10 protein-coding genes, 4 tRNA genes and 1 pseudogene are annotated in these 14,399 nt (G+C 61.7%); 8 read left to right on the forward strand and 7 right to left on the reverse strand.

What is annotated here, in order from left to right; genetic code table 11:
* Positions 1–10 precede the first annotated feature (10 nt).
* The 3 genes from C4J83_RS09780 to C4J83_RS09790 all read left to right on the forward strand — a co-directional run bounded on the left by C4J83_RS09780 (position 11) and on the right by C4J83_RS09790 (position 4,416).
* The gene (locus C4J83_RS09780) at positions 11–1,198 is read left to right on the forward strand and encodes an MFS transporter (RefSeq protein ID WP_124416892.1); all 1,188 of its coding nucleotides are present in this window, start codon (positions 11–13) and stop codon (positions 1,196–1,198) included.
* Between the two features lie 114 nt (positions 1,199–1,312).
* Positions 1,313–2,461 (forward strand): TDT family transporter, encoded by a 1,149-nt coding sequence (locus tag C4J83_RS09785; RefSeq protein WP_124416893.1) that lies wholly within the window; start codon positions 1,313–1,315, stop codon positions 2,459–2,461.
* A gap of 80 nt (positions 2,462–2,541) precedes the next feature.
* Positions 2,542–4,416 carry an MFS transporter gene (locus C4J83_RS09790; RefSeq protein WP_124416894.1) on the forward strand — a complete coding sequence of 625 codons (1,875 nt, stop codon included), beginning with the start codon at positions 2,542–2,544 and terminating at the stop codon, positions 4,414–4,416.
* 117 nt (positions 4,417–4,533) lie between these two features.
* On the opposite strand, the gene sugE is transcribed toward C4J83_RS09790, so the two are convergent.
* The 3 genes from sugE to rdgC all read right to left on the reverse strand — a co-directional run bounded on the left by sugE (position 4,534) and on the right by rdgC (position 7,014).
* A complete protein-coding gene (sugE, locus tag C4J83_RS09795) occupies positions 4,534–4,848 on the reverse strand; it encodes a quaternary ammonium compound efflux SMR transporter SugE (protein ID WP_010166396.1) in 315 nt (104 codons plus the stop codon).
* 106 nt (positions 4,849–4,954) lie between these two features.
* Positions 4,955–5,920, reverse strand: a complete 966-nt coding sequence (locus C4J83_RS09800; RefSeq protein ID WP_106580696.1) for a bile acid:sodium symporter family protein — start codon at positions 5,918–5,920, stop codon at positions 4,955–4,957.
* A 173-nt stretch (positions 5,921–6,093) separates the two neighbouring features.
* Positions 6,094–7,014, reverse strand: coding sequence for a recombination-associated protein RdgC (rdgC, locus tag C4J83_RS09810; protein ID WP_124416896.1), 921 nt, complete (start codon positions 7,012–7,014; stop codon positions 6,094–6,096).
* Between the two features lie 159 nt (positions 7,015–7,173).
* Between rdgC and C4J83_RS09815 the strand changes: the two genes are divergently transcribed.
* Both C4J83_RS09815 and C4J83_RS09820 read left to right on the forward strand, forming a co-directional pair.
* Positions 7,174–7,249: transfer RNA gene (locus C4J83_RS09815), tRNA-Val, on the forward strand.
* Positions 7,250–7,268: 19 nt separating this feature from the next.
* Positions 7,269–7,345: transfer RNA gene (locus C4J83_RS09820), tRNA-Asp, on the forward strand.
* 152 nt (positions 7,346–7,497) lie between these two features.
* Here C4J83_RS09820 and C4J83_RS09825 read toward each other — a convergent pair.
* Positions 7,498–8,053 (reverse strand): annotated as a pseudogene (locus tag C4J83_RS09825) (TonB-dependent receptor domain-containing protein); the annotation flags it as partial.
* A 145-nt stretch (positions 8,054–8,198) separates the two neighbouring features.
* Here C4J83_RS09825 and C4J83_RS09830 point away from each other — a divergent pair.
* Both C4J83_RS09830 and C4J83_RS09835 read left to right on the forward strand, forming a co-directional pair.
* Positions 8,199–8,274, forward strand: a tRNA-Val gene (locus C4J83_RS09830).
* Between the two features lie 20 nt (positions 8,275–8,294).
* A tRNA-Asp gene (locus C4J83_RS09835) sits at positions 8,295–8,371 on the forward strand.
* Positions 8,372–8,450: 79 nt separating this feature from the next.
* On the opposite strand, the gene C4J83_RS09840 is transcribed toward C4J83_RS09835, so the two are convergent.
* Positions 8,451–9,965 (reverse strand): MFS transporter, encoded by a 1,515-nt coding sequence (locus C4J83_RS09840; protein ID WP_124416897.1) that lies wholly within the window; start codon positions 9,963–9,965, stop codon positions 8,451–8,453.
* 103 nt (positions 9,966–10,068) lie between these two features.
* On the opposite strand from C4J83_RS09840, the gene C4J83_RS09845 reads away from it, so the two are divergent.
* Positions 10,069–10,992, forward strand: a complete 924-nt coding sequence (locus tag C4J83_RS09845; protein ID WP_124416898.1) for a LysR family transcriptional regulator — start codon at positions 10,069–10,071, stop codon at positions 10,990–10,992.
* Here C4J83_RS09845 and C4J83_RS09850 read toward each other — a convergent pair.
* Both C4J83_RS09850 and C4J83_RS09855 read right to left on the reverse strand, forming a co-directional pair.
* Complete coding sequence (locus C4J83_RS09850) at positions 10,952–11,644, reverse strand: response regulator (protein WP_106580700.1); 693 nt, start codon at positions 11,642–11,644, stop codon at positions 10,952–10,954. The two genes, C4J83_RS09845 and C4J83_RS09850, sit on opposite strands and share 41 nt — an antisense overlap.
* Positions 11,641–14,292, reverse strand: a complete 2,652-nt coding sequence (locus tag C4J83_RS09855) for a DUF4118 domain-containing protein (RefSeq protein ID WP_124416899.1) — start codon at positions 14,290–14,292, stop codon at positions 11,641–11,643. The genes C4J83_RS09850 and C4J83_RS09855 overlap by 4 nt, the downstream gene beginning before the upstream one ends.
* Between the last annotated feature and the right edge of the window lie 107 nt (positions 14,293–14,399).

The following is a 14,399-nucleotide window of genomic DNA, read 5'->3' on the forward strand; positions in this document are numbered from 1 at the left end:
GAGTGTGCACATGTCTAGCGTCATTTCTCAACGTTCCAGCCTGGCGTTCCTGGTCATCACGATGTTGACCTTTCTGGCTGCGTCCAGCGCGCCGACGCCGTTGTATCAGGTGTATCAGGACAACCTGCATTTCTCCGCAGCAATGCTCACGGTGATCTTCGGCGTGTACGCCGTGAGCTTGCTGGCGGCGCTGTTGACCGTCGGTTCGCTGTCGGACCACGTGGGGCGCAAGCCGGTGATTTTCGCCGCATTGCTGCTGAATATTGTGGCGATGCTGCTGTTTATCAATGCTGACAGCACCGCCTGCCTGATTGCCGCTCGGGCGCTGCAAGGTTTCGCCACCGGCACGGCAACTGCAGTGTTGGCGGCAACGCTGCTGGACACCGACCGCCTGCGCGGGCCGATGCTCAATAGCCTCGCGCCGCTGTTGGGCATGGCCAGCGGCGCCTTGGGCAGTGGCTTGCTGGTGGAATACGCGCCACGCCCGACCCAATTGATCTACTTCACGCTGCTGGGCCTGATGGTGCTGCAGGCGCTTTACGTGTGGCGCATGCCTGAAACCGTCAGCCGCATTCCGGGTGCCTTGAGGTCGTTGGCGCCCACCCTGCATGTGCCTGCGCAGGCGCGCCGGGCCCTGTGGCTGGCGATGCCGCTGAATGTGGCGGTGTGGGCGCTGGGCGGGTTCTTTTCATCGCTGGCGCCTTCGCTGGTGCGGGCGGCGACGGGCTCGACCTCGCATTTGATCGGCGGCGGCCTGGTTGCAGTCGTGACCTTGAGTGGTGCGGTGATGATTTACAGCCTGCGCGATCACCCGGCACACAAGGTCATGCGTCTGTCGGCGGTCCTGCTGGCGGTGGGCGTGGCGTTGTTACTGGTCGCGGTGCAGAGCGCCAGCCTGTGGCTGTTCTTTGTTGCCAGTGTGATAGCAGGCTTTGGCTTCGGCGGTGGGTTCATGGGCAGTGTGCGCAGCATCGTCAGCTTGGCGTTGCCCCATGAGCGGGCCGGGTTGATGTCGGCTTTTTATGTGCTGAGCTACCTGGCGTTCTGCGTGCCGTCACTGCTGGCGGGCAACCTGAGCCGCGTGTTTGGCCTGATCGCCACCACCGATGGTTATGGCGCAGTGCTCATCGTGTTGGCGCTCGGCGCGCTGGCAGGCTTGATGATGCAAGGGGCGGCGCGGGCCAAGGCTACGGTTTAGGCGACATGCCTATATTGGCAAAGTAGATAACAGATAGAGATATTACCCGTTATATAGATATTCAATCCGGTTCTATGATGGTCCCAACCTCATGCGAGGAAGAGGATTACCATCATGACCTGCTCAACTGCCATTACTTACAAACCTTTCAGTCACCTGGCCCGTCCACGGGAAGTGATTCGCCAGTTCACGCCCAACTGGTTTGCCGCCACCATGGGCACCGGCGTGCTGGCCCTTGCGCTGGCCCAAGTGCCGGCCCACTTGCCCGGCCTGCACACCATTGCCGAAGGGCTGTGGATGTTCACCGTCGGCCTGTTCGTGCTGTTCAGCGTATTGTACGCGGCCCGTTGGCTGATGTTTTTCCACGAGGCGCGGCGGATTTTCGGGCACTCCACCGTCTCGATGTTCTTTGGCACCATCCCCATGGGCCTGGCGACGATTATCAATGGTTTGCTGTTGTTTGGGCTGCCGCGCTGGGGCGCCGATGTGGTGCCGTTGGCCGAAGCCTTATGGTGGCTGGACGTGGCGATGGCCCTGGCCTGCGGCGTGCTGATCCCATTCATGATGTTCACGCGTCAGCAGCACAGCATCGATCAGATGACCGCCGTGTGGCTGTTGCCGGTGGTCGCCGCTGAGGTCGCTGCCGCCAGCGGTGGCCTGCTGGCGCCGCACCTGGCCGACGCTCACTCGCAACTGGTGATGCTGGTGACCAGCTATGTGCTGTGGGCGTTTTCCCTGCCGGTAGCCTTCAGCATCCTGACCATCCTGATGCTGCGCATGGCCTTGCACAAGCTGCCTCACGCCAACATGGCCGCGTCCAGCTGGCTGGCCCTCGGCCCTATCGGCACCGGTGCATTGGGTATGTTGTTGCTGGGCGGCGACGCACCGGCGATCTTCGCGGCCAACGGTTTGCCAGGCGTAGGGGAGATGGCCAACGGCCTCGGCCTGGTGGCCGGCATTACCCTGTGGGGCTTTGGCCTGTGGTGGATGCTGATCGCGGTGTTGATCACCCTGCGTTACCTGCGCGCCGGCATTCCGTTCAACCTGGGCTGGTGGGGTTTTACGTTCCCGCTGGGGGTTTATGCATTGGCCACACTGAAGCTTGCGAGCCTGCTGCACCTGGGGTTCTTCAGTGTGTTCGGGTGCGTGCTGGTGGTGGCGTTGGCGCTGATGTGGCTGATCGTTGCCACGCGCACTGTGCAGGGCGCCTACAAAGGTGAGCTTTTTGTATCGCCCTGCATTGCAGGACTAGGGAATAAGTAAGCGGGATTAGGTAAAGTCGTGGCCTGTCTTTTTATAAAAACCGGCAATCAAGCCTACCAGGCCACGCAGGAACACGGACGATGAGCCACCCCTCACAATTTACCTTGCTGCGCACACGGCGTTTCCTGCCGTTTTTCATCACCCAGTTGCTGGGCGCCTTCAACGACAACATCTTCAAGCAATCGCTGATCCTGGCCATTCTCTACAAGCTCACCATCGACGGTGACCGCTCGATCTGGGTCAACCTGTGCGCATTGTTGTTTATCCTGCCGTTCTTCCTGTTCTCGGCGCTGGCGGGGCAATTCGGCGAGAAATTCAACAAGGACGCACTGATCCGCGCGATCAAGATCGGTGAGATCGTGATCATGAGCGTCGGCGCCACCGGGTTCCTGTTCAACCACCTGGAGCTGATGCTGCTGGCGCTGTTTGCCATGGGCACGCATTCAGCGCTGTTCGGGCCGGTGAAGTATTCGATCATGCCCCAGGCCCTGCACGACGATGAATTGGTGGGCGGTAACGGCCTGGTGGAAATGGGCACGTTTCTGGCGATCCTGGCCGGCACCATTGGCGCCGGGATCATGATGTCTTCGACCCATTACGCACCGATCGTGGCCGTGGCAATTGTCGGTGTGGCAGTGCTGGGTTATTTGGCCAGCCGCAGCATTCCGCGCGCGGCGGCGTCTACTCCAGGGCTGCGCCTGAACTGGAACATATTCAGCGAATCGTGGGCCACCTTGCGCCTGGGCCTGGGGCAGACCCCGGCGGTGTCGCGTTCGATTGTCGGCAACTCGTGGTTCTGGTTTGTCGGCGCGATTTACCTGACGCAAATCCCGGCCTACGCCAAGGAGTGGTTGTACGGCGATGAAACTGTAGTGACCTTGATCCTCACGGTGTTCTCGGTCGGTATCGCCCTGGGCTCGATGCTCTGTGAAAAGCTCTCCGGGCGTAAGGTGGAAATCGGCCTGGTGCCCTTTGGCTCATTTGGCCTGACAGTGTTCGGGCTGCTGCTGTGGTGGCACTCCGGCGGCTTCCCGCAAAGTGCTCAGGAACATGACTGGCTCGGCGTACTCGGCTACGGCCAGGCCTGGTGGGTGTTGTTCGATATCCTCGGGCTGGGCGTGTTCGGCGGTTTCTATATCGTGCCGCTGTATGCGCTGATCCAGTCGCGCACCGCTGAAAACGAGCGTGCGCGGGTGATCGCGGCCAACAACATTCTCAATGCGCTGTTCATGGTGGTGTCGGCCATCGTGTCGATCCTGCTGCTGAGCGTGGCCAAGCTGTCGATTCCTGAACTGTTCCTGGTGGTGTCGCTGCTCAATATCGCGGTCAACACCTACATCTTCAGGATCGTCCCCGAGTTCACCATGCGTTTCATGATCTGGCTGCTCAGCCATTCCATGTACCGCGTGGAGCACCGCAACCTTGAGCTGATTCCGGACGAGGGCGCGGCGTTGCTGGTGTGCAACCACGTGTCGTTTGTCGATGCGCTGTTGATCGGCGGAGCAGTGCGTCGGCCGATTCGCTTTGTCATGTACTACAAAATCTACCGTTTGCCGGTGCTCAATTTTATCTTCCGCACTGCGGGGGCGATTCCGATTGCCGGGCGTCACGAGGATATCCAGATCTACGAAAAGGCCTTCGCGCGAATTGCCCAGTACTTGAAGGAAGGCGAGTTGGTGTGCATTTTTCCGGAAGGCAAGCTCACCGGGGACGGTGAGATGAATGAGTTCCGCGGGGGCGTGACGCGCATTCTGGAAGAAACGCCGGTGCCGGTGATTCCAATGGCGTTGCAGGGCTTGTGGGGGAGTTTTTTCAGTCGCGATCCGAACAAGGGGTTCTTTCACCGGATCTGGTCGCGGGTGGTGCTGGTGGCGGGTGAGCCGGTGACGGTCGAGGCGGCGACGCCTGCGCAGTTGCAGGAACGGGTGGGGGCATTGCGGGGGAGTGTCAGGTAGTTTTTTACTGACTGTTCGGGCCTCTTCGCGAGCAAGCTCGCTCCCACCGTTGACCGAGTTGTTCAAGCGAACGCGGTTTACTGTGGGAGCTGGCTTGCCTGCGATAGCGATAGTGAATTAGGCGCTGATCTTAAGGCCAATCAGCCCGCAGATAATCAACGCCACACTGGCCAACCGGAACAACGCCATGGACTCGCCAAACAGAATGATCCCGGCGATCACCGTGCCCACCGCGCCGACACCGGTCCAGATGGCATAGGCGGTGCCCAGCGGCAGTTCTTTCATGGCAAGGCCCAGCAGGCCGAGGCTGATGGCCATGGCGGCAATCGTCAGGGCGGTGGGCAATGGCTTGCTGAAACCATCGGTGTACTTCAAACCGACCGCCCAGCCCACTTCAAACAGCCCGGCAAAAAACAGGATGATCCAGGACATGATGACCTCTCTTCTAAAAGTGGGGTCGTCCCCTGGAATAGCGCTCGACAGCGTCGCGGGGTCGTCCCCGCGAAGCTCGGTAGAGTGCCGAATATCGATCAGACGATCAAGTTTTCGGCGTGTTTTCCAATACCCGGCGGTCTTCCTTTTCGCTCATGCGGCGGAAGTAGGTCGACAGCAACGCCCCGGAAATATTGTGCCAGACGCTGAACAGCGCACTGGGTACCGCCGCCAATGGCGAAAAATGCGCACTGGCCAACGCGGCGCCCAGCCCGGAGTTCTGCATGCCGACTTCCAGCGCCAGCGACTTGCGCTGGGCCAGTGGCAGTTTGAACAACCGGCCGGTGAAGTAACCCAGTAAGTAGCCGAAGCTGTTGTGCAGCATCACCACGGCCATGATCAACAGGCCCGATTCGGCGATCTTGGCCTGACTCGCCGCCACCACGGCCGCAACGATGATCACGATGCTCACCACCGATACCAGCGGCAGTACTTGCACCGCATGGCGCACGCGCTCGCCGAGCACACGTTGCGCGATCACGCCGAGCACAATTGGTAGCAGCACCACTTGCAGGATCGACCAGAACAACTCCATGAACGACACCGGCAGCCAGGCCGACGCCAGCAGCCAGATCAGCGCCGGCGTGAGCAGCGGGGCGAGGAGGGTGGTAACGGCGGCAATCGCCACCGACAACGCCAGGTCACCACGGGCAAGCCAGGTCATCACGTTGGACGAGGTGCCGCTTGGGCAGCACCCGACAAGGATCACGCCGACGGCAATTTCCGGCGGCAGGTGGAAGGCCTGGCACAGCAACCACGCCATGCCCGGCATGATCACAAAGTGCGCGACCACGCCCAGGGCCACGCGCCACGGATGGCGGGCAACCTCGGCGAAGTCTTCAAGTTTCAAGGTCAGCCCCATGCCGAACATCACCAGGCCCAGCAGCGGCACAATGGCGCCTTTCAGGCCAATGAACCAGCCGGGCTCAAGGAAGGCGAGCACCGCGAAAATCAACACCCAGTAGGCGAAGGTATTGCCGACGAAACGGCTCAAGGCGGCGAGTGCGCGCATGGGGATGTCCTTGTTATTAGTTAAGTTCGGTAACGCGGATGTCTGCTTGGAAACCCAATCAAATGTGGGAGCGGGCTTGCTCGCGAATGTTGTGGATCAGTCAACCTATCCAGTGACTGACCCACCGCATTCGCGAGCAAGCCCGCTCCCACATTTTTTGACCTTGAGTCGACTTAGATGCCCTGTGGGGTTTCTTCGCCGCCCAGTGCCTCAACCAGCGCCGGCAGAAATTCGCCGAACGTCAGCATCATCAGGGTAAAGCTGGCGTCCAGTTGGCCCAGGGCTTCGTCGCCGCCGTCCTGTTCGGCCTGGTCTTGCAGCAGGTCTTCGAACTTCAGGCGCTTGACGGTCATTTTGTCGTCGAGCATGAAGGACAACTTGTCCTGCCAGGCCAGTGACAGTTGGGTCACGACTTTGCCCGTGGTCAAGTGCAGCTGGATTTCTTCACCGGTCAGGTCCTGGCGCTTGCAGCGCACAATGCCGCCGTCTTCATGGGTGTCGCGCAGTTCGCATTCGTCGAGGACGGAGAAGTCATCGGCCGGTTTCTGCGTGGTGACCCAATCGGTCATGATCGCGGTTGGCGCGGTTTTTACCGTGAGTGGGCGAACCGGCAGGGTGCCGATCACTTCACGCAGGGTCGACAGCAGGTCTTCGGCGCGCTTGGGGCTTGCCGAGTTGACCAGGATCAGGCCCTGTTTCGGCGCAATGGCGGCGAAGGTCGACGAGCGACGGATAAAGGCGCGCGGCAGGAAGGCCTGGATGATTTCATCCTTGATCTGGTCGCGTTCCTTTTTATAGACCTTGCGCATTTGCTCGGCTTCGATCTCTTCGACTTTCTCTTTGACTGCGTCGCGCACCACGCTACCCGGCAGGATACGTTCTTCCTTGCGCGCGGCGATCAGCAGGAAGTCACCGCTGACGTGAACCAGGGGAGCGTCTTCACCCTTACCAAAAGGGGCGACGAAACCGTAAGTGGTCAACTCCTGGCTTGCACAAGGGCGCGCCAGTTTGGTGGCCATGGCCGCTTCCAACGCCTCGGCATCAACGGGCAGATCTTGGGTCAGGCGATAGATAAGCAGGTTCTTGAACCACATGGGGTGAGTCTCTCCTTTATACAAAGGGGGGCATTATTCTCTTGATAGCGCTCGAGGCCAACCCTGCCTAAGCCATTGGAAGGGCTGAAAAAAAAGATTTAAGAAAGTGCTTGCCAGACCTAGGGTCGCTCCGTAGAATGCGCGCCACACCGAAACGAAGGGTGATTAGCTCAGCTGGGAGAGCATCTGCCTTACAAGCAGAGGGTCGGCGGTTCGATCCCGTCATCACCCACCATTCGCTTCATGTGTTACGCGCAGCGGTAGTTCAGTCGGTTAGAATACCGGCCTGTCACGCCGGGGGTCGCGGGTTCGAGTCCCGTCCGCTGCGCCATATTCGGTCACCTGGAACGCTGAACGCCAGGTCACCACAGGAAGCCCGCTCATCGAGCGGGCTTTTTGCTGTCTGGGGTGTGCGAAACCTCAAAAAACGCCGCCGATCATTTCCGATGATCGGCGGCGTTTTTTATTGGCCGGTTAGCAATCTCAGCGCGTGGTAACCATGACATTGCGTGGTTCGCCATACCCGGCGCAGTTATAGAAACCGATGTTGGTGCAGTAGGACTTGTCGAAGCTGTGGTTGACGTTCAGCGTCGCCGAAATGTCTTCGGTGATCTGGTAGCGCGTCATCAGGTTCACCGGCCAGTAAGCGTCCTGGGAAAACGCTTCATAGTTGCCGTGGGGGCTGTTGTGGATGTCCTGCCAGCCCGGCGCCAGTTTGCCGGTCATTTGCAGTTCATAACCCTTGCTCACCGCCTTGGTGCCTTTGCAGGCATAGCGGGTTGGGGTCGGCGTCTGGTTGTTGTAATCGTCGTCGGACACCGAGCGATTGTTTTCGTGGATTTCAAAATAGGCCGCGCTGGCGTTCAGGCGTCCGTCGAAGAATCTGCCTTGAGGCCCAGCTCGTAGTTCTGGCGCAATTTGTTTCGCGGTCGTGGTTGTAGCTTCTCTGGGGCCTGAAGAGGTCGGTGTAGCTGGCGTACACCGAGTAGGTTTCGTTGCGGTCGTGGATCGCGCCAATGTACGGTACGAAGCGCCCGGTAACCGCAATAGACTCGCGTTTGCGGGCCAGAGGCCCGGTTTTCCGGGGGCGTGCGCTGCGCTTATGAAAATATTTCAAATAAAGTGCATTTAAATCAAGACATTGCAGATTTTTGGTGTATGATGCCGCCCACACCGAAAGTGAAGGGTGATTAGCTCAGCTGGGAGAGCATCTGCCTTACAAGCAGAGGGTCGGCGGTTCGATCCCGTCATCACCCACCATTCGCTTCAACGTGTTACGCGCAGCGGTAGTTCAGTCGGTTAGAATACCGGCCTGTCACGCCGGGGGTCGCGGGTTCGAGTCCCGTCCGCTGCGCCATATTCGGTCACCTGGAACGCTGAACGCCAGGTCACCACAGGAAGCCCGCTCATTGAGCGGGCTTTTTTTTGCCTGCGATTCAGCTCGGTGATTCAACGGCGGGCGCCGTGGGGATCGGCGCGACTTCGCGTCGGCTCAGAAACGCGAACACCACCGCCGCCGTGAGCAGGGTGAGCCCCGCCAACCCTTGCAGCAAGGTGTTGAAGCCTGCGAGGTAGGCCGTGCGCAGCCCCGCCAGTGGCAGGGTCGCACTGGCGTGTCGGGCATCGCCCATGACCAACTGCTGGGCAATCACCGACACGTCCTGCGCCGTGCCGGCTTGCAGATGACGCGCGACCAACGCACTCAATACCGCCAGGGTGATTGCCAGAGCCACACCTTCACTGGCGACGCGGGTGGTATTGAAAATCCCTGCCGCCATCCCCGCGCGTTCTTTGGGCACCACGCTGATCGCCAGGCCGTCCATCAACCCCCAGGGCAATCCGGTGCCGATGCCGATAACCAGCATCGCGGCGACGGTCTGCACGGGGTGGCCGACGTTGACCAGGCTCAACCCGTACAGGCCTGCCGCCGCAATCAGCAGGCCGATAGCGCACAGCAGTCCCGCCGACAGCCAGCGCGTGAGGCTTGCCGCGATAATCGGCACCACCAGCATCGGCGCCGACAACGCCAGCATCATCAACCCCGCGTCAAATGCGCTGGCACCCTCCACACCGATAAACCGCAGCGGCAGTAGCACGATCAACACGATGTAGCAGTAACAGGTGCCGATCGGCAGCAACTGCACGCCGATAAAGCGGGGAAAACGAAACAACTCCAGCGCCAGCATCGGTTGGCTGGCGCGATGTTCCACGAGGATAAACACCAGCAAAAACACGGCTGCTGACGCGAGCAGGGCATGGATCGTCGATGAGGCCCAACCGTGTTCGGGGGCCAGGATGACCGCCGTCGTCAAGGTCACCAGCATGGCCGAAAACGTCAGTACGCCGGCCAGGTCCAGGCGCAGCGCCTGCGGGTCGCGGCTCTCGCGCATTTTGGGGGCGGCGAACAACAGCGACAGGCCCGCCAGCAACGCCGTGGTGAGGAATACCGCGCGCCAACCCCACTGTTCAATCAACAGCCCCGACACCAGGGGGCCGAATGCCAACCCCGCGCCAAACGTGCTGCCCAGCAGGCTGAAGGCTCGGGTGCGCGCATGCCCGTCAAACTCCTGCGCCAGTGCCGCGCAGCCGCTGGCCAGCGCAGTGGCTGCCGCAACCCCTTGCACGCCGCGCAATATATCCAGCCACACAATGCCCGGGGCCACGGCCAGCAGCAGTGACACCAGGGTAAACAGCAGCATGCCCGACAAAAACAACCGCTTGCGCCCATAGCGGTCGGCCAGGGTGCCAGCGGCCATCAACAGGCTGCCGAAACTGAGCATGAACGCGTTGGTAATCCAGGCCAATTGCGCAGGATGGGCCGCAAATGCCTCACCGATAAACGGCGTGGCCACGGCGCCGCCGGTGAAACTCATGGGTAATACCAGCGCCGCGAGGCAAATCGCCGCCAGAATGACATAGCTGCCAGGCGCGGATTCAGTGGTTGCGTTCATGGGCGTTCCCGTCGGTCTATAAAGATAAAGACTCTAATCAGGATGTAATCGTGGATAAACAGGTCTACATTCCGCTCAAAGCGGACTAAAAGGATGCAATGACGTGACGGACAATCTCAGCGGTGTGATCGCCTTCGTGAAAACCGCAGAAGCCCTGAGCTTTGTAGCCGCGGCGCGTACGCTGGGGATTTCCGCTTCGGCGGTGGGCAAAAATGTTGCCAGGCTTGAGGCCGAGCTTAATGTGCGGCTGCTGCACCGCAGTACCCGCAAGGTCAGTCTCACGGCTGAAGGGCAGATGTTCTACGAGCGCAGCCGCAAGATCCTCGATGACCTGCACGACGCCCGCGCGATGCTTTCGCATGCCATGCAGGCACCGCGCGGCAAGCTGCGCGTGAGCCTGCCCACCATCGGCTATCGCTTTCTGTTTCCGCACATGCTCGCCTTCAGAAAAGCCTACCCGGAGATCGAGCTGGAACTGGACTTCAACGACCACCTGGTGGATGTGATCGAGGAGGGGTTCGACGTCGTGATCCGCAGCGGTGGGTTGGCCGATTCGACACTGATGGCGCGCAAGCTTGGGCCTTTTCGCTTTGTGCTGTGTGCGTCGCCCAAGTACCTGCAGGCCAATGGCCGACCCCAAACCCTCAGTGATCTTGAACACCACCAGTGCCTGCGTTATCGGTTTGCGACCACCGGCAAAATCATGGATTGGACCTTGTCCGCCAACCCCGCGATGACCCAGTTGCGCCTGCCCACGGCGCTGACCTTGAACAACATGGAAGCCATGCTCAGGGCCGCCGTCGATGGCCATGGCATTGCCTATGTGCCGGACTTCCTGGCCCGTGAGGCGCTGGCCCAGGCACAGCTGGACACCGTGTTGGACGGGCACTCCGATGACCAGGGCCAATTCTGGGCGCTGTGGCCTTCCAGCCGGCACCTCTCGCCCAAGATCCGCGTGTTCGTGGACTTTGCCGCTGAGCGTCTGTTTACAAACCCATCAACCGGTACCCCACTTGCAACTCGGTAATAAAGTGCTGCGGCTGCGCCGGGTCCGCCTCCAGTTTTTGCCGCAAATGCGCCATGTGCACGCGCAAATAATGGGGACGGTCGATGTAATCCAGGCCCCACACTTCCAGCAATAATTGCCGATGCGTCAACACCCGGCTTTGGCCACGAAGCATTGCACAGAGCAGGCGGTATTCGATGGGCGTGAGGTGCACCGGTTGCCCCTGGCGCCACACTTCATGCGTCGACAGGTCCACGGCAATGTCGCCAAACGCCACTTTGCTGGTGGCCGCCGCGGTACCCGTTTGCCCGTGCCGGCGCAGCTGTGCGCGGATGCGTGCGAGCAGCTCGGGCACGCCAAAGGGCTTGGTCAGGTAGTCATCGGCACCGGCGTCCAGGGCGGCGACTTTTTCTTCCTCGCGATCACGTGCCGACAGCACCAGAATCGGCACCGCCAGCCAGCCGCGCAATTCGCTGATCAGCTGTTTGCCGTCTCCATCCGGCAGGCCGAGGTCGACGATCACCAGGTCCGGCTGTCGGCTGGCGGCATGGATCAGCGCGCGTTTGACGCTGTCGGCCTCGAACACCTGAAACCCTTCGTCTTGCAGGGCGATCCCGACGAAGCGGCGGATGTTGGCCTCGTCTTCCACAATCAAAATGCGTGCAGTGCTCATAGGGTTTCCATAAGCGGCGGGGTACCCGCCGGTAACGTGATAGTGAAGTGCATGCCGCCCACCTGACCGGGGTTGGCTTCGATGCGCCCGCCATGGGCCTCGACGATGCGTTTGGCCAGCGCCAGGCCCAGGCCGATGCCGGCGACGGACGACTCCTGCTGGCCGCGCGCGAAGGGTTCGAACAGATTGGCTGGTGCTTTGCCTGGGCCGTTGTCGCTGACGTGCAGCACGATGCTGCCCGCGGTCGAGCAGGCTGCAACGGTGATGACCGTGCCCGGCGGCGTGTACTTGGCAGCGTTGTCGAGCAGGTTGACCAGCACCCGCTCGATCAACAGTGCGTCGATTTCCACCAGTGGCAAGTGCGGGTCCAGCGCGGTGAGCACGCGGTGGTGCGCGAGCGGCTCACGCAGCTGGCGCAACGCGCTGCCGACGACTTCTTCCAGCGAATGCCATTGCCGGTTCAGGCGCACGCCGCGTTCCTGCATGCGGGCCATGTCCAGCAGGTTTTCGATCAGGCGCTGCATCGAGGTGGCCTGTTCATGAATGCCATTGAGCAACTCGGTCAGCGGCCCCGGTGGGGCGTGGGGCAGGGCGGTGTCGGCGGCGCCGATCAGTGTGGTCAGGGGCGTGCGCAGGTCGTGGGAAATGGCCGCGAGCAAGGTGTTGCGCATTTTCTCGCCTTCCATCTGCACCAGCGTGCTTTGCGCCACTTCGACGAAGTGCACGCGTTCCAGTGCAATTGCCAGTTGGCTCATGCAGGCTTCCAGCAGGCGGCGTTCCTGCGGATCGCTCAGGCGTTCGCTCTGGGCCAGTTCCAGCACCAGCACACCGCGCACGCGCATCGGGGCCTTGAGCGGCAAATAGCAGCCGTTGGCCGCCGACAACGTGTCGGTGCCATGGCCGGCCGCCTGGCCGTGGTCATAAGTCCATTGGGCGATGCTGTCGTCAATCGGCAGCCCGCTCGCGCTGACGCTGTGCACGCCATCGGCGGCGTCCGGCAGCGCCAGGCCGACCCGCGCTTCAAACACGCCACTGAACGTGCGCAGGGCCACTTCGCTGATTTGCTCCACCGTCAACGCGGCCGACAGGTCGCGGGCCAGCCGCGCCAGGGAGGTGGCGCGTCGCTCGCGGGCGGCGGCGGTGCGGGCTTCGTGGCGCAAGCGCGCGGTGAGTTGCCCGGTGATCAGGGCGATGCCGAGCATCAGCGCAAAGGTGAAGAAATACTGGGTGTCATTGACGGTGAACGAGTAACGCGGCTGCACAAAAAAGAAGTCAAAGCACAGCACCGCGAGCATCGCCGCCCACACACCGGGGCCGCGCCCAAACCGCAGAGCCACCAGCACCACCGTCAGCAAAAACAGCATGACCACGTTGGCCAGGTCAAACACCTGCAGCAGCAGGGCGGCGACCGCAGTGGCGGCGAAACACGCCAGGCTTGCCCACAGATACGCCAGCCGGGTGCCCGCCGCCGGCACGGTTTTTTCGACGACCGGCGGCTTGCCCGGCAGCAGCCCGTGGGCAATCACGATCTGATCGATTTGCGGGTGGTGCCGGCTGATCCGGTCGCTGACCGATTGATGCCAGAACCGCCAGGCCCGGCGCGGATGATGGCCCAGCACCAGGCGATTCGCGTTGTGCTCGCGGGCGCAGGCGGCCAGCGCCTCGGCCACGTCCATGCCCGGCAGTGTGGCGGTGTCGGCACCGAATTCGGCCGCCAGCGCCAGGGTTTTCATCGCCGTCAGGTAGCGCCTGGCGCCACGCCCTTGATGCGCGGCCACGTGCACCACGATCCAGTCGGCTTCGAGTTTTTGCGCCAGCCGCGCAGCTTCGCGCACCAGGCGCTCGTCGCCAGCATCGCCCGCCACGCCGACCAGCAGGCGCTCGCGGGCGGGCCACACGGTACTGATCGAACGCTCGCGGCGGTACACGCGCATTTGTGTGTCGACCCGATCCGCCGTGCGCCGCAGCGCCAGTTCGCGCAACGCCAGCAGGTTGCCCTTGCGGAAAAAATGCCGCGACGCGCGCTCGGCCTGCGGACCCAGGTACACCTTGCCGTCCTTGAGGCGTTGCAGCAGATCGTCGGGCGGCAGGTCGATCACCACCACTTCGTGGGCGTTATCGAACACGTGATCCGGCACGGTTTCGCGCACGCGAATGCCGATGATGCCGCTGACCAAATCATTCAGGCTTTCCAGGTGCTGGACGTTCAGCGTGGTCCACACGTCGATACCGGCGCTGAGCAACTCTTCAATGTCTTGCCAGCGTTTGGGGTGGCGCGAACCGGGTACGTTGCTGTGGGCCAATTCGTCCACCAGTACCACGGCGGGGTGCCGGCGCAGGGCGGCGTCGAGGTCGAATTCGCTGAGCGCGAACTCGCGGTGCAACAAGGCGGCGCGGGGCAGTTGTTCCAAGCCTTGGAGCCACTGGGCGGTCTCCGCGCGACCGTGGGTTTCTATCACGCCAGCGAGCAGGTCGCGGCCCAGCGCAACTTCGCGTTGCGCCGCCGCGAGCATCGCGCAGGTTTTGCCCACGCCGGCATTGGAGCCAAAGTAGATACGCAATTTGCCGCGCAAGGCGGCCTGTTCTTCCAGCTGTACCCGGGCCAATAAGGCGTCGGGGTCGGGGCGGTCGTCGTTTAATGCGGGCATATTCTTCCTGGTGAATACAGTGCTGTTACCTGTGGGAGCGGGCTTGCTCGCGAATGCGGTGGGTCAGTCACACATGCACTGACTGACCCTCCGCTTTCGCGAGCAAG

Source organism: Pseudomonas sp. LBUM920, from assembly GCF_003852315.1.
In the GTDB taxonomy this organism is placed as follows: Bacteria; Pseudomonadota; Gammaproteobacteria; order Pseudomonadales; family Pseudomonadaceae; genus Aquipseudomonas.